Origin of the sequence: Buttiauxella sp. BIGb0552, assembly GCF_004366275.1 — a bacterium.
In the GTDB taxonomy this organism is placed as follows: Bacteria; Pseudomonadota; Gammaproteobacteria; order Enterobacterales; family Enterobacteriaceae; genus Buttiauxella; species Buttiauxella gaviniae.
Genome location: NZ_SODY01000014.1, coordinates 1 through 13530 on the forward strand (window position 1 = coordinate 1; position 13530 = coordinate 13530).

28 protein-coding genes and 1 pseudogene are annotated in these 13530 nt (G+C 48.7%); 28 read left to right on the forward strand and 1 reads right to left on the reverse strand.

Annotated features, from left to right (window positions below; genetic code table 11):
• The 3 genes and pseudogenes from tuf to bfr form a co-directional block, all read left to right on the forward strand.
• Nucleotides 1-192 (forward strand): annotated as a pseudogene (gene tuf / locus EDF88_RS24260) (elongation factor Tu); the annotation flags it as partial.
• 150 nt (nucleotides 193-342) lie between these two features.
• A complete protein-coding gene (bfd, locus tag EDF88_RS24265; protein ID WP_034461786.1) occupies nucleotides 343-537 on the forward strand; it encodes a bacterioferritin-associated ferredoxin in 195 nt (64 codons plus the stop codon).
• Nucleotides 538-609: 72 nt separating this feature from the next.
• Nucleotides 610-1086, forward strand: a complete 477-nt coding sequence (gene bfr / locus EDF88_RS24270) for a bacterioferritin (RefSeq protein ID WP_134187850.1) — start codon at nucleotides 610-612, stop codon at nucleotides 1084-1086.
• Here bfr and EDF88_RS24275 read toward each other — a convergent pair.
• Nucleotides 1070-1588, reverse strand: a complete 519-nt coding sequence (locus EDF88_RS24275; RefSeq protein ID WP_347876569.1) for an A24 family peptidase — start codon at nucleotides 1586-1588, stop codon at nucleotides 1070-1072. The two genes, bfr and EDF88_RS24275, sit on opposite strands and share 17 nt — an antisense overlap.
• Nucleotides 1589-1968: 380 nt before the next feature.
• Between EDF88_RS24275 and rpsJ the strand changes: the two genes are divergently transcribed.
• The 25 genes from rpsJ to rpsK all read left to right on the forward strand — a co-directional run bounded on the left by rpsJ (nucleotide 1969) and on the right by rpsK (nucleotide 13525).
• Nucleotides 1969-2280: a 30S ribosomal protein S10 gene (rpsJ, locus tag EDF88_RS24280; protein ID WP_034461784.1), complete on the forward strand. Its 312-nt coding sequence runs from the start codon at nucleotides 1969-1971 to the stop codon at nucleotides 2278-2280.
• A gap of 31 nt (nucleotides 2281-2311) precedes the next feature.
• The gene (gene rplC, locus EDF88_RS24285; RefSeq protein WP_064514251.1) at nucleotides 2312-2941 is read left to right on the forward strand and encodes a 50S ribosomal protein L3; all 630 of its coding nucleotides are present in this window, start codon (nucleotides 2312-2314) and stop codon (nucleotides 2939-2941) included.
• A 10-nt stretch (nucleotides 2942-2951) separates the two neighbouring features.
• Nucleotides 2952-3557: a 50S ribosomal protein L4 gene (gene rplD / locus EDF88_RS24290; RefSeq protein ID WP_034461782.1), complete on the forward strand. Its 606-nt coding sequence runs from the start codon at nucleotides 2952-2954 to the stop codon at nucleotides 3555-3557.
• Entirely contained in the window at nucleotides 3554-3856 is a 303-nt protein-coding gene (gene rplW / locus EDF88_RS24295; RefSeq protein ID WP_034461781.1) for a 50S ribosomal protein L23, read from the forward strand. The genes rplD and rplW overlap by 4 nt, the downstream gene beginning before the upstream one ends.
• A gap of 17 nt (nucleotides 3857-3873) precedes the next feature.
• On the forward strand, nucleotides 3874-4695 hold the full coding sequence (gene rplB / locus EDF88_RS24300; RefSeq protein ID WP_034461780.1) for a 50S ribosomal protein L2: 822 nt from the start codon (nucleotides 3874-3876) through the stop codon (nucleotides 4693-4695).
• A 16-nt stretch (nucleotides 4696-4711) separates the two neighbouring features.
• The gene (gene rpsS, locus EDF88_RS24305; protein WP_001138115.1) at nucleotides 4712-4990 is read left to right on the forward strand and encodes a 30S ribosomal protein S19; all 279 of its coding nucleotides are present in this window, start codon (nucleotides 4712-4714) and stop codon (nucleotides 4988-4990) included.
• 13 nt (nucleotides 4991-5003) lie between these two features.
• The gene (gene rplV / locus EDF88_RS24310; protein WP_034461779.1) at nucleotides 5004-5336 is read left to right on the forward strand and encodes a 50S ribosomal protein L22; all 333 of its coding nucleotides are present in this window, start codon (nucleotides 5004-5006) and stop codon (nucleotides 5334-5336) included.
• Between the two features lie 17 nt (nucleotides 5337-5353).
• Nucleotides 5354-6055 carry a 30S ribosomal protein S3 gene (gene rpsC / locus EDF88_RS24315; protein ID WP_000529945.1) on the forward strand — a complete coding sequence of 234 codons (702 nt, stop codon included), beginning with the start codon at nucleotides 5354-5356 and terminating at the stop codon, nucleotides 6053-6055.
• A gap of 11 nt (nucleotides 6056-6066) precedes the next feature.
• A complete protein-coding gene (gene rplP, locus EDF88_RS24320) occupies nucleotides 6067-6477 on the forward strand; it encodes a 50S ribosomal protein L16 (protein WP_008927134.1) in 411 nt (136 codons plus the stop codon).
• Entirely contained in the window at nucleotides 6477-6668 is a 192-nt protein-coding gene (rpmC, locus tag EDF88_RS24325; RefSeq protein WP_008457158.1) for a 50S ribosomal protein L29, read from the forward strand. The genes rplP and rpmC overlap by 1 nt, the downstream gene beginning before the upstream one ends.
• A complete protein-coding gene (gene rpsQ, locus EDF88_RS24330; RefSeq protein ID WP_034461775.1) occupies nucleotides 6668-6922 on the forward strand; it encodes a 30S ribosomal protein S17 in 255 nt (84 codons plus the stop codon). The genes rpmC and rpsQ overlap by 1 nt, the downstream gene beginning before the upstream one ends.
• 166 nt (nucleotides 6923-7088) lie before the next feature.
• Nucleotides 7089-7460, forward strand: a complete 372-nt coding sequence (gene rplN, locus EDF88_RS24335; RefSeq protein ID WP_002438705.1) for a 50S ribosomal protein L14 — start codon at nucleotides 7089-7091, stop codon at nucleotides 7458-7460.
• Nucleotides 7461-7470: 10 nt separating this feature from the next.
• Nucleotides 7471-7785: a 50S ribosomal protein L24 gene (gene rplX, locus EDF88_RS24340; RefSeq protein ID WP_034461774.1), complete on the forward strand. Its 315-nt coding sequence runs from the start codon at nucleotides 7471-7473 to the stop codon at nucleotides 7783-7785.
• 14 nt (nucleotides 7786-7799) lie between these two features.
• Nucleotides 7800-8339, forward strand: a complete 540-nt coding sequence (gene rplE / locus EDF88_RS24345; protein ID WP_064514249.1) for a 50S ribosomal protein L5 — start codon at nucleotides 7800-7802, stop codon at nucleotides 8337-8339.
• Between the two features lie 13 nt (nucleotides 8340-8352).
• Entirely contained in the window at nucleotides 8353-8658 is a 306-nt protein-coding gene (gene rpsN, locus EDF88_RS24350) for a 30S ribosomal protein S14 (RefSeq protein WP_034461771.1), read from the forward strand.
• Between the two features lie 30 nt (nucleotides 8659-8688).
• Entirely contained in the window at nucleotides 8689-9081 is a 393-nt protein-coding gene (gene rpsH / locus EDF88_RS24355) for a 30S ribosomal protein S8 (RefSeq protein WP_034461770.1), read from the forward strand.
• A 13-nt stretch (nucleotides 9082-9094) separates the two neighbouring features.
• On the forward strand, nucleotides 9095-9628 hold the full coding sequence (gene rplF / locus EDF88_RS24360; RefSeq protein ID WP_034461769.1) for a 50S ribosomal protein L6: 534 nt from the start codon (nucleotides 9095-9097) through the stop codon (nucleotides 9626-9628).
• A gap of 9 nt (nucleotides 9629-9637) precedes the next feature.
• A complete protein-coding gene (gene rplR, locus EDF88_RS24365) occupies nucleotides 9638-9991 on the forward strand; it encodes a 50S ribosomal protein L18 (protein ID WP_034461768.1) in 354 nt (117 codons plus the stop codon).
• 14 nt (nucleotides 9992-10005) lie between these two features.
• On the forward strand, nucleotides 10006-10506 hold the full coding sequence (rpsE, locus tag EDF88_RS24370; RefSeq protein WP_034461766.1) for a 30S ribosomal protein S5: 501 nt from the start codon (nucleotides 10006-10008) through the stop codon (nucleotides 10504-10506).
• A 6-nt stretch (nucleotides 10507-10512) separates the two neighbouring features.
• Nucleotides 10513-10692, forward strand: coding sequence for a 50S ribosomal protein L30 (gene rpmD, locus EDF88_RS24375; protein WP_004846568.1), 180 nt, complete (start codon nucleotides 10513-10515; stop codon nucleotides 10690-10692).
• Between the two features lie 3 nt (nucleotides 10693-10695).
• On the forward strand, nucleotides 10696-11130 hold the full coding sequence (rplO, locus tag EDF88_RS24380; protein WP_034461765.1) for a 50S ribosomal protein L15: 435 nt from the start codon (nucleotides 10696-10698) through the stop codon (nucleotides 11128-11130).
• 7 nt (nucleotides 11131-11137) lie between these two features.
• Nucleotides 11138-12469, forward strand: a complete 1332-nt coding sequence (secY, locus tag EDF88_RS24385) for a preprotein translocase subunit SecY (RefSeq protein ID WP_034461764.1) — start codon at nucleotides 11138-11140, stop codon at nucleotides 12467-12469.
• A 30-nt stretch (nucleotides 12470-12499) separates the two neighbouring features.
• Nucleotides 12500-12616 (forward strand): 50S ribosomal protein L36, encoded by a 117-nt coding sequence (gene rpmJ, locus EDF88_RS24390; protein ID WP_000868187.1) that lies wholly within the window; start codon nucleotides 12500-12502, stop codon nucleotides 12614-12616.
• Nucleotides 12617-12762: 146 nt separating this feature from the next.
• Nucleotides 12763-13119, forward strand: coding sequence for a 30S ribosomal protein S13 (gene rpsM, locus EDF88_RS24395; RefSeq protein WP_034461763.1), 357 nt, complete (start codon nucleotides 12763-12765; stop codon nucleotides 13117-13119).
• 16 nt (nucleotides 13120-13135) lie between these two features.
• Nucleotides 13136-13525, forward strand: coding sequence for a 30S ribosomal protein S11 (gene rpsK, locus EDF88_RS24400; protein WP_004138423.1), 390 nt, complete (start codon nucleotides 13136-13138; stop codon nucleotides 13523-13525).
• The last annotated feature ends 5 nt before the right edge of the window (nucleotides 13526-13530 follow it).

The following is a 13530-nucleotide window of genomic DNA, read 5'->3' on the forward strand; positions in this document are numbered from 1 at the left end:
TACTTCCGTACAACTGACGTGACTGGCACCATCGAACTGCCAGAAGGCGTTGAGATGGTAATGCCGGGCGACAACATCAAAATGGTTGTTACCCTGATCCACCCAATCGCGATGGACGACGGTCTGCGTTTCGCAATCCGTGAAGGCGGCCGTACTGTAGGCGCGGGTGTTGTTGCTAAAGTTATCGCTTAATCGCTGATACCTTTGTATGAAAAAAGAGCGCTCAGGCGCTCTTTTTTTTTTGCTATTTTTGCCGCTTACTCACTTAAGCAATATGCGTGTGCTATTGTAATCATAACTATTCTCATTTACACTTTGCGCGTAATTTGAACGGGAGTGCTTATGTACGTTTGTTTGTGTAATGGTGTAAGTGATAAAAAAATTCGGCAGGCAGTGCGCCAGTTTCATCCACAATCTTTCCAGCAGCTTCGCAAGTTTGTGCCAGTGGGAAACCAATGTGGCAAATGCATTCGCGCAGCACGAGAAATCATGCAAGAAGAGCTATTGCAGATCCCAGAATTTAAAGAGATTGCCTAAGACGGTCACTTTTTTTTGACTTACTCCGTGCTACATCTACGCTTCATGTAGTGGAAGCGGAGGGAGTAAAAAATGAAAGGTGATATTAAGATAATAAATTATCTCAATAAATTATTGGGAAACGAGCTTGTCGCGATAAATCAGTATTTTCTCCATGCGAGAATGTTCAAAAACTGGGGCCTGATGCGCCTCAACGAAGTTGAGTACCACGAATCCATTGATGAAATGAAACATGCCGATAAGTACATCGAGCGTATTTTATTTCTCGAAGGCATTCCAAACCTGCAAGATTTAGGCAAGCTCCATATTGGTGAAGATGTCGAAGAAATGCTTCAATCTGACCTTAAATTAGAAATGGAAGGTGCCAAAGATTTGCGTGAAGCCATTGCTTACGCAGATACCATTCATGACTATGTCAGTCGAGACATGCTGATTCAAATTCTTGCAGAGGAAGAGCACCATATCGACTGGTTGGAAACTGAATTAGATCTCATCTCTAAAATTGGTTTGCAGAATTATATTCAGTCGCAAATCAAAGAAGGAAATTGAGTTCTTTAAACAGCGGGAAGGAGGAATATATCCATCCTGCTGAACCACCCGCTATCGCAAGGTATGGGCCAAAGGGTAGCGGAGTGGTAGTCAGTGAAATTCTCTTCTTTCTTAATAACTTTGATATTAAGACCGCAAACAGGCCCATTGATGAGGCTGTGAACAAAATCCACCCCAAACTCTGCCATCCATGCCATGCTCCTAAGGCAGCCAAAAGCTTCATATCTCCGTAGCCGATGCCCGCGCACTTTCGCCAGTAAAAATAAATCCAGTACAACCCCCACAAACTGAGATACCCGCAAATGGCGCCAAGCACTGATGCTGCTAAATTCTCGGGTATAAAACACAGCTGATACAGTAACCCAGACCATAACAAGGAGTAGGTCAGATTATCCGGGAGCAACATGCATCGATAATCTATCCAGGCTAGCCGTAGTAAAAGCCCAATATAGAGTGCGAAAAAGGGAAGTTCGAATAGGGTAGGGGATGTAGACATAGCCATTGATGACTCTGCAGTGAGATGATTTTCAACACTAAATTAATATACATGTGAAAACAAAATGAAGATTATTCAGGCGCGAGCAGCCCTCCAGGGAAGATTCTATGGCTAGTCAATTTTGCATCTCGAGTTGAAGGTGTGCCGTACCCTTGCATAAAAGATTGTTTAATTCGTATCCATGGCTTGATTAAGGGGCAGATTTACGTATAATGCGCGGGCCTGTCTTAATCGACGGCTGGCTCAATACGAGCCTGGCAGTGAAGCTACTGTCGACAATGTTCCCAATTGGGGAACTATGTATGAACGATTACACTCCCCCATCAATCGTAATGGGTGTGAGTAGTGATTTTTTTCGTCTATAAAATAATTGGAGCTATGGTCTCATGCAGAGCCAAAGAATCCGTATCCGTCTTAAAGCGTTTGATCATCGTCTGATTGATCAATCAACTGCGGAAATCGTCGAGACTGCTAAGCGCACTGGTGCGCAAGTACGTGGTCCGATCCCGCTGCCGACCCGCAAAGAGCGCTTTACCGTTCTGATCTCTCCGCACGTCAACAAAGACGCGCGTGATCAGTACGAAATTCGCACTCACAAGCGTCTGGTTGACATCGTTGAGCCAACTGAGAAAACCGTTGATGCTCTGATGCGTCTGGATCTGGCTGCTGGTGTTGACGTGCAGATCAGCCTGGGTTAATCAGGTCATTGACGATTGAGAGGTTGAAACAATGATTGGTTTAGTCGGTAAAAAATTGGGTATGACCCGTATCTTCACTGAAGACGGCGTTTCTATCCCAGTAACCGTGATCGAAGTAGAAGCAAACCGTGTTACTCAGGTCAAAGACCTGGCTAACGATGGCTACCGTGCTGTTCAAGTTACCACTGGCGCTAAAAAAGCTAGCCGTGTAACTAAGCCGGAAGCTGGTCACTTCGCTAAAGCTGGCGTAGAAGCTGGCCGTGGCCTTTGGGAATTCCGTCTTGCAGAAGGCGAAGAGTTCACTGTAGGTCAAGATGTTAGCGTTGAGCTGTTTGCTGAAGTTAAAAAAGTTGACGTAACTGGCACCTCTAAAGGTAAAGGTTTCGCAGGTACCGTTAAGCGCTGGAACTTCCGTACCCAGGACGCTACACACGGTAACTCCTTGTCTCACCGCGTTCCGGGTTCTATCGGTCAGAACCAGACTCCGGGCAAAGTGTTCAAAGGCAAGAAAATGGCAGGCCAACTGGGCAACGAACGTGTAACTGTTCAGAGCCTGGATGTAGTACGCGTTGACGCTGAGCGCAACCTGCTGCTGGTTAAGGGTGCAGTTCCGGGTGCAACCGGTAGCGACCTTATTGTTAAACCAGCTGTGAAGGCGTGAGGAGATAGCAATGGAATTAGTATTGAAAGACGCGCAAAGCGCGCTGACTGTTTCCGAAACTACCTTCGGTCGTGATTTTAACGAAGCGCTGGTACACCAGGTTGTTGTTGCTTATGCAGCTGGTGCCCGTCAAGGTACTCGTGCTCAGAAGACTCGTGCTGAAGTAACTGGTTCCGGCAAAAAGCCGTGGCGCCAGAAAGGTACCGGCCGTGCGCGTTCAGGTTCTATCAAGAGCCCGATCTGGCGTTCCGGTGGCGTAACCTTCGCTGCTCGCCCGCAGGACCACAGTCAAAAAGTTAACAAAAAGATGTACCGCGGAGCGCTGAAAAGCATTCTGTCCGAACTGGTACGTCAGGATCGTCTGATCGTTGTCGAACAGTTCTCTGTTGAAGCACCTAAAACTAAGCTGCTTGCTCAGAAACTGAAAGACATGGCCCTGGAAGATGTGCTGATCGTAACTGGCGAACTGGATGAGAATCTGTTCCTGGCTGCGCGTAACCTGCATAAGGTTGACGTGCGCGACGCAGCAACAATCGATCCAGTTAGCCTGATCGCCTTCGACAAAGTCGTTATGACTGCTGATGCAGTTAAGCAAGTTGAGGAGATGCTGGCATGATCCGTGAAGAACGTCTGCTGAAAGTACTGCGCGCGCCGCACGTATCTGAAAAAGCATCTATGGCGATGGAAAAAACTAATACCATCGTTCTCAAAGTTGCAAAAGACGCGACCAAAGCAGAGATCGTTGCTGCTGTTGAGAAACTGTTCGAAGTTGAAGTTAAAGGCGTTAATACCTTGCTTGTTAAAGGTAAAACTAAGCGTCATGGACAGCGTATCGGTCGTCGTAGCGACTGGAAAAAAGCTTACGTCACCCTGAAGGAAGGCCAGAATCTGGACTTCGTCGGCGGCGCTGAGTAAGTCGGAGGAGAAAAACAATGGCAGTTGTTAAATGTAAACCGACATCTCCGGGTCGTCGCCACGTAGTTAAAGTGGTCAACCCTGAGCTGCATAAGGGCAAACCATTTGCTCCGCTGGTTGAAAAAAACAGCAAATCCGGTGGCCGCAACAACAATGGTCGTATCACTACTCGTCATATCGGTGGTGGTCACAAGCAGGCTTATCGTATTGTTGACTTTAAACGCAACAAAGATGGTATCCCGGCAGTTGTTGAACGTCTTGAGTACGATCCGAACCGTTCTGCGAATATCGCACTGGTTCTGTACAAAGATGGCGAACGCCGTTACATCCTGGCCCCTAAAGGCCTGAAAGCTGGCGACCAGATTCAATCTGGCGTTGATGCTGCAATCAAAGCAGGTAACACCCTGCCGATGCGCAATATCCCGGTTGGTTCTACCGTTCATAACGTAGAAATGAAACCAGGTAAAGGCGGTCAGCTTGCACGTTCTGCTGGTACCTATGTGCAGATCGTTGCACGTGATGGTGCTTACGTTACCCTGCGTCTGCGTTCTGGTGAAATGCGTAAAGTCGAAGCTGACTGCCGTGCAACCATGGGCGAAGTCGGTAACTCTGAGCATATGCTCCGCGTTCTGGGTAAAGCAGGTGCTGCACGCTGGCGTGGTGTTCGTCCTACCGTTCGCGGTACTGCGATGAACCCAGTCGACCACCCACATGGTGGTGGTGAAGGTCGTAACTTTGGTAAGCACCCGGTAACTCCGTGGGGCGTTCAGACCAAAGGTAAGAAGACCCGCAGCAACAAGCGTACTGATAAATTCATCGTACGTCGCCGTAGCAAATAATTTTAGAGGATAAGCCATGCCACGTTCTCTCAAGAAAGGTCCTTTTATTGACCTGCACTTGCTGAAGAAGGTAGAGAAAGCGGTGGAAAGCGGTGACAAGAAGCCCCTGCGCACTTGGTCCCGTCGTTCAACGATCTTTCCTAACATGATCGGTTTGACCATCGCTGTCCATAATGGTCGTCAGCATGTTCCGGTATTTGTTTCCGACGAAATGGTCGGTCACAAACTGGGTGAATTTGCACCGACACGTACTTATCGCGGCCATGCTGCTGATAAAAAAGCCAAGAAGAAATAAGTAGGAGGAAGAGATGGAAACTTTAGCTCAACATCGCCACGCTCGTTCTTCTGCTCAAAAGGTTCGCCTTGTTGCAGACCTTATTCGCGGTAAGAAAGTGTCGCAGGCACTGGAAATTTTGACCTTCACCAACAAGAAAGCTGCGGTATTGGTCAAGAAAGTTCTGGAATCTGCCATTGCTAACGCTGAACACAACGATGGCGCTGACATTGACGATCTGAAAGTCGCGAAAATCTTCGTAGACGCAGGCCCAAGCATGAAGCGCATTATGCCGCGTGCAAAAGGTCGTGCAGATCGCATCCTGAAGCGCACCAGCCACATTACTGTGGTTGTGTCCGATCGCTGAGACTCTGGAGACTAGCAATGGGTCAGAAAGTACATCCTAATGGTATTCGCCTGGGTATTGTAAAACCTTGGAACTCTACTTGGTTTGCGAACACCAAAGAATTCGCTGACAACCTGGACAGCGATTTTAAAGTTCGTCAGTACCTGACAAAGGAACTGGCGAAGGCGTCTGTATCTCGTATCGTTATCGAGCGTCCAGCTAAGAGCATCCGTGTGACTATTCACACTGCTCGCCCTGGCATCGTAATCGGTAAGAAAGGCGAAGACGTAGAAAAACTGCGCAAGGTCGTAGCGGATATCGCTGGCGTTCCTGCACAGATCAATATCGCCGAAGTTCGTAAGCCTGAACTGGACGCAAAATTGGTTGCTGATAGCATCACTTCACAGCTGGAACGTCGTGTTATGTTCCGTCGTGCTATGAAGCGTGCTGTACAGAATGCCATGCGTCTGGGCGCTAAAGGTATCAAAGTTGAAGTTAGCGGCCGTCTGGGCGGCGCCGAGATCGCACGTACTGAATGGTACCGTGAAGGTCGCGTGCCGTTGCACACTCTGCGTGCTGACATTGACTACAACACCTCTGAAGCGCACACCACTTATGGTGTAATTGGCGTTAAAGTGTGGATCTTTAAAGGTGAGATCCTGGGTGGGATGGCTGCTGTTGAACAACCGGAAAAACCGGCTGCTCAACCTAAAAAGCAGCAGCGTAAAGGCCGTAAGTAAGGAGAGTCGCTGTGTTACAACCAAAGCGTACAAAATTCCGTAAAGTGCACAAAGGCCGCAACCGTGGTCTGGCTGCTGGTACGGATGTTAGCTTCGGCACTTTCGGTCTGAAAGCTGTTGGCCGTGGTCGTCTGACTGCACGTCAGATCGAAGCAGCACGTCGTGCAATGACCCGTGCAGTTAAGCGTCAGGGTAAGATCTGGATCCGTGTATTCCCGGACAAACCGATCACCGAAAAGCCGCTTGAAGTGCGTATGGGTAAAGGTAAAGGCAACGTAGAGTATTGGGTTGCCTTGATTCAGCCTGGCAAAGTCCTGTATGAAATGGACGGCGTACCAGAAGAGCTGGCCCGTGAAGCATTCAAGCTGGCAGCAGCGAAACTGCCGATTAAAACCACCTTTGTAACTAAGACGGTGATGTAATGAAAGCAAAAGAGCTGCGTGAAAAGAGTGTTGAAGAGCTGAACACCGAGCTGCTGAATTTGCTGCGTGAGCAGTTCAATCTGCGTATGCAAGCAGCAAGTGGCCAGCTGCAACAGACTCACCTGCTGAAGCAAGTGCGTCGTGATGTTGCACGTGTTAAGACTTTATTGACTCAGAAGGCGGGTGCGTAATGACCGATAAAATCCGTACTCTGCAAGGTCGCGTTGTTAGTGACAAAATGGAGAAATCCATTGTTGTTGCTATCGAACGTGTGGTGAAACACCCGATTTACGGTAAATTCATCAAACGTACGACCAAACTGCACGTACATGACGAGAACAATGAATGTGGTATCGGTGACGTGGTTGAAATCCGCGAATGCCGTCCACTGTCTAAGACTAAGTCTTGGACGCTTGTTCGCGTTGTAGATAAAGCTGTTCTGTAATACAGTTAGCTTTGTCTAACGAATAAACGGCTCAGTAAATGAGCCGTTTATTTTTTCTACCCATATTCAGGAACCGGTGTTATAATGCCGCGCCCTCGTTTATGGGGCTTTTTAACGACCTAATTATGGGTCCCGAAGTAGTAGTTGACATTAGCGGAGCACTGAAATGATCCAAGAACAGACTATGCTGACCGTAGCCGACAACTCCGGCGCGCGTCGCGTAATGTGTATCAAGGTTCTGGGTGGCTCGCACCGTCGCTACGCAGGCGTCGGCGACATCATCAAAATTACCATCAAGGAAGCAATTCCTCGTGGTAAGGTGAAGAAAGGCGATGTCCTGAAAGCGGTAGTGGTGCGCACCAGGAAGGGTGTTCGTCGCCCGGACGGTTCTGTCATTCGCTTCGATGGTAATGCATGCGTTATTTTAAACAATAACAGCGAGCAACCAATCGGCACGCGTATTTTTGGGCCGGTAACTCGTGAACTACGTAATGAAAAGTTCATGAAAATTATCTCTCTGGCACCAGAAGTACTCTAAGGAGCGAATCATGGCAGCTAAAATCCGTCGTGATGACGAAGTTATCGTGTTAACCGGTAAAGATAAAGGTAAGCGCGGTAAAGTTAAGAATGTCTTGTCTTCCGGCAAGCTTATTGTTGAAGGTATTAACCTGGTTAAGAAACATCAGAAGCCGGTTCCGGCCCTGAACCAACCAGGTGGCATCGTTGAAAAAGAAGCTGCTATTCAAGTTTCTAACGTTGCACTCTTCAATGCGGCAACCGGCAAGGCTGACCGTGTAGGCTTTAGATTCGAAGAGGGCAAAAAAGTCCGTTTCTTCAAATCTAATAGCGAAACTATCAAGTAATTTGGAGTAGTACGATGGCGAAACTGCATGATTACTACAAAGACGAAGTAGTTACAAAACTCATGAGTGAGTTTAACTACAATTCTGTCATGCAAGTCCCTCGGGTCGAGAAGATCACCCTGAACATGGGTGTGGGTGAAGCGATCGCTGACAAGAAACTGCTGGATAATGCAGCAGCTGACTTGACAGCAATCTCCGGTCAAAAACCGTTGATCACCAAAGCACGCAAATCAGTTGCAGGCTTCAAAATCCGTCAGGGCTATCCGATCGGCTGTAAAGTAACTCTGCGTGGCGAACGCATGTGGGAGTTTCTTGAGCGCCTGATCACCATTGCTGTACCACGTATCCGTGACTTCCGTGGCTTGTCCGCTAAGTCATTCGATGGCCGTGGTAACTACAGCATGGGTGTCCGTGAGCAGATCATCTTCCCAGAAATCGACTATGACAAAGTCGATCGCGTTCGTGGTTTGGATATTACCATTACCACTACTGCGAAATCTGATGATGAAGGCCGTGCTCTGCTGGCAGCCTTTAACTTCCCATTCCGTAAGTAAGGTAGGGTTACTAATGGCTAAGCAATCGATGAAAGCACGCGAAGTCGTTCGCGTGAAACTGGCCGACAAATACCGCGCTAAACGCGAGGAATTGAAAGCTATCATCTCTGGTGTGAACTCATCCGACGAAGAACGTTGGGATGCTGTTCTTAAGCTGCAGTCTCTGCCGCGTGATTCCAGCCCGTCCCGTCAGCGTAACCGCTGCCGCCAAACTGGTCGTCCGCATGGTTATGTGGGCAAATTCGGGTTGAGCCGTATCAAGCTTCGTGAAGCCGCTATGCGCGGTGAAGTACCTGGCTTGAAGAAGGCTAGCTGGTAATATCCAATTGAATCACGGGAGTAAAGACAGATGAGCATGCAAGATCCGATCGCGGATATGCTGACCCGTATCCGTAACGGTCAAGCCGCGAATAAAGTTGCGGTCACCATGCCTTCCTCCAAGCTGAAATTGGCAATTGCCAACGTGCTGAAAGAAGAAGGCTATATTGAAGATTTTAAAATCGAAGGCGACATCAAGCCTGAACTGGAACTGACTCTTAAGTATTTCCAGGGCAAGGCTGTGGTAGAGAGCATTCAGCGAGTCAGCCGCCCAGGTCTGCGCATCTATAAGAAAAAAGATGAGCTGCCTAAAGTTATGGCCGGTATGGGTATTGCTGTCGTTTCTACCTCGAAAGGTGTTATGACTGATCGTGCAGCGCGCCAAGCTGGTCTTGGTGGCGAAATTATCTGCTACGTAGCCTAATTGGAGGAATAAAATGTCTCGTGTTGCTAAAGCACCGGTCGTTATTCCTGCTGGCGTAGAGGTAAAACTCAACGGTCAGGTTATTTCGATCAAAGGTAAGAACGGCGAGCTGACTCGTACAATCAACGATGCTGTTGAAGTTAAACACGCTGATAATGCACTGACTTTCGCTCCGCGCGAAGGTTTTGCTAACGCGTGGGCCCAAGCGGGTACCACTCGTGCGCTGTTAAATGCAATGGTTATCGGTGTTACCGAAGGCTTCACTAAGAAGCTGCAGCTGGTTGGTGTAGGTTATCGTGCAGCAGTTAAAGGCAATGCGGTGAGTTTGGCCCTAGGCTTCTCTCATCCTGTTGAACATGCTCTGCCAGCGGGAATCACTGCTGAATGTCCAACTCAAACTGAAATCGTGCTGAAAGGCGCTGATAAGCAGATGATTGGACAAGTGGCTGCTGATCTTCGCGCCTACCGTCGTCCTGAGCCTTATAAAGGCAAGGGTGTTCGTTACGCCGACGAAGTCGTGCGTACCAAAGAGGCTAAGAAGAAGTAAGGTAACACTATGGATAAGAAATCTGCTCGTATCCGTCGTGCGACCCGCGCACGTCACAAGCTCAAAGAACTGGGTGCGACTCGTCTGGTGATTCACCGCACGCCTCGTCATATTTATGCACAGGTTATCGCACCAAACGGTTCAGAAGTCCTGGTAGCTGCATCTACTGTAGAGAAAGCTATCGCTGAGCAACTGAAGTACACTGGAAATAAAGACGCCGCTACAGCTGTGGGTAAAGCTGTTGCAGAGCGCGCACTGGAAAAAGGTATTACGAAAGTATCCTTTGACCGTGCTGGTTTCCAATATCATGGTCGTGTCCAGGCACTGGCAGATGCTGCCCGTGATGCTGGCCTTCAGTTCTAAGGTAGAGGTGTAAGATGGCTCACATCGAAAAACAAGCTGGCGAACTGCAGGAAAAGCTGATCGCGGTAAATCGCGTATCTAAAACCGTAAAAGGTGGTCGTATTTTCTCCTTCACTGCTCTGACAGTGGTTGGCGATGGTAACGGTCGCATTGGTTTTGGTTACGGAAAAGCGCGTGAAGTTCCAGCAGCTATCCAGAAAGCGATGGAAAAAGCCCGTCGCAACATGATTAACGTCGCGCTGAACCACGGCACCCTGCAGCACCCTGTTAAAGGTGTGCACACAGGATCTCGTGTGTTCATGCAGCCGGCTTCCCAGGGTACCGGTATTATTGCCGGCGGTGCAATGCGCGCCGTTCTGGAAGTCGCTGGAGTTCATAACGTTTTGGCTAAAGCATATGGTTCCACCAACCCGATTAACGTGGTTCGTGCAACTATTGATGGCCTGGCGAATATGAAATCTCCGGAAATGGTCGCTGCCAAGCGTGGTAAATCCGTTGAAGAAATTCTGGGGTAATTGACCATGGCAAAGACTATTAAAATTACACAAACCCGCAGTGCGATCGGTCGTTTGCCGAAACACAAGGCAACGCTGCTTGGCCTGGGTCTGCGTCGTATTGGCCACACCGTAGAGCGCGAGGATACTCCTGCTGTACGTGGTATGGTCAACGCGGTTTCCTACATGGTTAAAGTTGAGGAGTAAGAGATGCGTTTAAATACTCTGTCTCCGGCCGAAGGGTCTAAGCACGCTTCCAAGCGTCTGGGTCGTGGTATCGGTTCTGGTCTCGGCAAAACTGGCGGTCGTGGTCACAAAGGTCAGAACTCTCGTTCTGGCGGTGGCGTACGTCGTGGGTTCGAAGGTGGCCAGATGCCGTTGTACCGTCGTCTGCCGAAATTCGGTTTCACCTCTCGCAAAGCAATGATCACTGGTGAGATTCGTCTTTCCGATCTGGCGAAAGTTGAAGGCGACGTAGTTGACCTGAACACGCTGAAAGCAGCAAACATTATCGGTATCCAGATTGAGTTCGCGAAAGTGATTCTGTCTGGCGAGGTTTCTCGTCCGGTAACTGTTCGCGGCCTGCGTGTCACTAAAGGCGCTCGTGCTGCTATCGAAGCTGCTGGCGGTAAAATCGAGGAATAAGTAGCAGATGGCAAAGCAACCGGGATTAGATTTTCAAAGTGCTAAAGGCGGGTTTGGCGAGCTGAAACGCAGACTGATGTTTGTTATCGGTGCGCTGATTGTGTTCCGTATTGGCTCTTTTATTCCGATCCCTGGTATTGATGCCGCTGTACTTGCCAAACTGCTTGAGCAACAGCGAGGCACTATCATTGAAATGTTTAACATGTTCTCTGGTGGTGCTCTCAGCCGTGCTTCTATCTTTGCATTGGGTATCATGCCGTATATTTCGGCATCGATTATTATCCAACTTCTAACGGTGGTTCATCCAGCGTTAGCAGAGTTGAAGAAAGAAGGGGAGTCTGGTCGTCGTAAGATCAGCCAGTACACCCGTTACGGCACCCTGGTGCTGGCAATATTCCAGTCAATCGGTATTGCTACCGGTTTACCGAATATGCCTGGTATGCAAGGCTTGGTGTTAAACCCAGGCTTTGCATTCTACTTCACAGCTGTTGTGAGCCTTGTCACGGGAACTATGTTCCTTATGTGGCTAGGTGAACAGATTACTGAACGTGGTATCGGAAACGGTATCTCAATCATAATCTTCGCTGGTATTGTTGCGGGTTTGCCGCCGGCCGTTGGCCATACTATCGAACAAGCAAGGCAAGGCGACCTGCACTTCCTTCTGTTGCTGTTGGTTGCAGTACTAGTATTCGCAGTGACCTTCTTCGTTGTTTTTGTTGAACGTGGTCAACGCCGCATTGTGGTAAACTACGCAAAACGTCAACAGGGTCGTCGTGTCTATGCTGCGCAGAGCACGCATTTACCGCTGAAAGTGAATATGGCTGGTGTTATTCCAGCAATTTTTGCTTCCAGTATTATTCTGTTCCCGGCAACGATTGCATCGTGGTTTGGGGGTGGTACCGGTTGGAACTGGCTGACTACAATTTCGCTGTATTTGCAGCCTGGGCAACCGCTTTATGTGTTACTCTATGCGTCTGCAATCATCTTCTTCTGTTTCTTCTACACAGCGTTGGTTTTCAACCCACGTGAAACAGCAGATAACCTGAAGAAGTCCGGTGCATTTGTACCAGGAATTCGTCCGGGAGAACAAACGGCGAAGTATATTGATAAAGTGATGACCCGCCTGACCTTGGTTGGTGCGTTGTACATTACCTTTATCTGCCTAATCCCGGAGTTCATGCGTGACGCAATGAAAGTGCCTTTCTACTTCGGTGGAACCTCGCTGCTCATTGTTGTCGTGGTTATCATGGACTTTATGGCTCAAGTGCAAACTCTGATGATGTCTAGTCAGTACGAGTCTGCATTGAAGAAAGCGAATCTGAAAGGCTACGGCCGTTAATAGTCGCTTGAGAAGTTACGGAGAGTAAAAATGAAAGTTCGTGCTTCCGTCAAGAAATTATGTCGTAACTGCAAAATCGTTAAGCGTGACGGTGTTATTCGCGTGATTTGCAGCGCCGAACCGAAGCATAAACAGCGTCAAGGCTGATTATCTCGTATATTTTTCTTGCAAAGTTGGGTTGAGCTGGCTAGATTAGCCAGCCAATCTTTTGTATGTCTATGCGTTTCCATTTGAGTATCCTGAAAACGGGCTTTTCGGTATGGGACGCATAATCTAAATAGTAGGAGTGCATAGTGGCCCGTATAGCAGGCATTAACATTCCTGATCAAAAACATACCGTGATCGCTTTAACTTCGATCTACGGTGTAGGCAAGACTCGTTCAAAGGCCATTTGTGCTGCGGCGGGTATCGCTGAAGATGTTAAGATCAGAGAGCTGTCTGAAGAACAAATCGACACGCTGCGTGACGAAGTTGCCAAATTTGTCGTTGAAGGTGATCTACGCCGTGAAGTGAGTATGAGCATCAAGCGTCTGATGGACCTTGGTTGCTATCGCGGTTTGCGTCATCGTCGTGGTCTGCCAGTACGCGGTCAGCGTACGAAGACCAACGCACGTACCCGTAAGGGTCCGCGCAAACCGATCAAGAAATAATCGGGGTGATTGAATAATGGCAAAGGCACCAGTTCGTGCACGTAAGCGTGTAAGAAAACAAGTCTCTGACGGCGTGGCTCATGTCCATGCTTCTTTCAACAACACAATCGTTACTATTACTGATCGTCAGGGTAATGCATTGGGTTGGGCAACTGCCGGTGGTTCCGGTTTCCGTGGCTCTCGCAAGTCCACTCCGTTCGCAGCTCAGGTTGCAGCAGAGCGTTGCGCAGAAGCTGTGAAAGAATACGGTATCAAGAACCTTGAAGTTATGGTTAAGGGACCGGGTCCAGGCCGCGAATCTACTATTCGTGCTCTGAACGCCGCTGGTTTCCGCATCACTAATATTACTGATGTGACTCCGATCCCTCACAACGGTTGTCGTCCGCCGAAAAAACGTCGCGTATAACGCTC

Excerpts from the sequence above, each read along its gene's own strand:
- rpsJ (WP_034461784.1), top strand. The coding sequence starts at position 1,969 with ATGCAGAGCCAAAGAATCCGTATCCGTCTTAAAGCGTTTGATCATCGT.
- bfr (WP_134187850.1), top strand. The coding sequence starts at position 610 with ATGAAAGGTGATATTAAGATAATAAATTATCTCAATAAATTATTGGGA.
- rpsK (WP_004138423.1), top strand. The coding sequence starts at position 13,136 with ATGGCAAAGGCACCAGTTCGTGCACGTAAGCGTGTAAGAAAACAAGTC.
- bfd (WP_034461786.1), top strand. The coding sequence starts at position 343 with ATGTACGTTTGTTTGTGTAATGGTGTAAGTGATAAAAAAATTCGGCAG.
- rpsE (WP_034461766.1), top strand. The coding sequence starts at position 10,006 with ATGGCTCACATCGAAAAACAAGCTGGCGAACTGCAGGAAAAGCTGATC.
- rpsC (WP_000529945.1), top strand. The coding sequence starts at position 5,354 with ATGGGTCAGAAAGTACATCCTAATGGTATTCGCCTGGGTATTGTAAAA.
- rplW (WP_034461781.1), top strand. The coding sequence starts at position 3,554 with ATGATCCGTGAAGAACGTCTGCTGAAAGTACTGCGCGCGCCGCACGTA.
- EDF88_RS24275 (WP_347876569.1), bottom strand. The coding sequence starts at position 1,588 with ATGGCTATGTCTACATCCCCTACCCTATTCGAACTTCCCTTTTTCGCA.
- rpsH (WP_034461770.1), top strand. The coding sequence starts at position 8,689 with ATGAGCATGCAAGATCCGATCGCGGATATGCTGACCCGTATCCGTAAC.
- secY (WP_034461764.1), top strand. The coding sequence starts at position 11,138 with ATGGCAAAGCAACCGGGATTAGATTTTCAAAGTGCTAAAGGCGGGTTT.
- rplO (WP_034461765.1), top strand. The coding sequence starts at position 10,696 with ATGCGTTTAAATACTCTGTCTCCGGCCGAAGGGTCTAAGCACGCTTCC.
- rpmC (WP_008457158.1), top strand. The coding sequence starts at position 6,477 with ATGAAAGCAAAAGAGCTGCGTGAAAAGAGTGTTGAAGAGCTGAACACC.
- rpsS (WP_001138115.1), top strand. The coding sequence starts at position 4,712 with ATGCCACGTTCTCTCAAGAAAGGTCCTTTTATTGACCTGCACTTGCTG.
- rpmJ (WP_000868187.1), top strand. The coding sequence starts at position 12,500 with ATGAAAGTTCGTGCTTCCGTCAAGAAATTATGTCGTAACTGCAAAATC.
- rplX (WP_034461774.1), top strand. The coding sequence starts at position 7,471 with ATGGCAGCTAAAATCCGTCGTGATGACGAAGTTATCGTGTTAACCGGT.
- rplD (WP_034461782.1), top strand. The coding sequence starts at position 2,952 with ATGGAATTAGTATTGAAAGACGCGCAAAGCGCGCTGACTGTTTCCGAA.
- rplV (WP_034461779.1), top strand. The coding sequence starts at position 5,004 with ATGGAAACTTTAGCTCAACATCGCCACGCTCGTTCTTCTGCTCAAAAG.
- rplN (WP_002438705.1), top strand. The coding sequence starts at position 7,089 with ATGATCCAAGAACAGACTATGCTGACCGTAGCCGACAACTCCGGCGCG.
- rplE (WP_064514249.1), top strand. The coding sequence starts at position 7,800 with ATGGCGAAACTGCATGATTACTACAAAGACGAAGTAGTTACAAAACTC.
- rplC (WP_064514251.1), top strand. The coding sequence starts at position 2,312 with ATGATTGGTTTAGTCGGTAAAAAATTGGGTATGACCCGTATCTTCACT.
- rplF (WP_034461769.1), top strand. The coding sequence starts at position 9,095 with ATGTCTCGTGTTGCTAAAGCACCGGTCGTTATTCCTGCTGGCGTAGAG.
- rplB (WP_034461780.1), top strand. The coding sequence starts at position 3,874 with ATGGCAGTTGTTAAATGTAAACCGACATCTCCGGGTCGTCGCCACGTA.
- rpsQ (WP_034461775.1), top strand. The coding sequence starts at position 6,668 with ATGACCGATAAAATCCGTACTCTGCAAGGTCGCGTTGTTAGTGACAAA.
- rplR (WP_034461768.1), top strand. The coding sequence starts at position 9,638 with ATGGATAAGAAATCTGCTCGTATCCGTCGTGCGACCCGCGCACGTCAC.
- rpmD (WP_004846568.1), top strand. The coding sequence starts at position 10,513 with ATGGCAAAGACTATTAAAATTACACAAACCCGCAGTGCGATCGGTCGT.
- rpsN (WP_034461771.1), top strand. The coding sequence starts at position 8,353 with ATGGCTAAGCAATCGATGAAAGCACGCGAAGTCGTTCGCGTGAAACTG.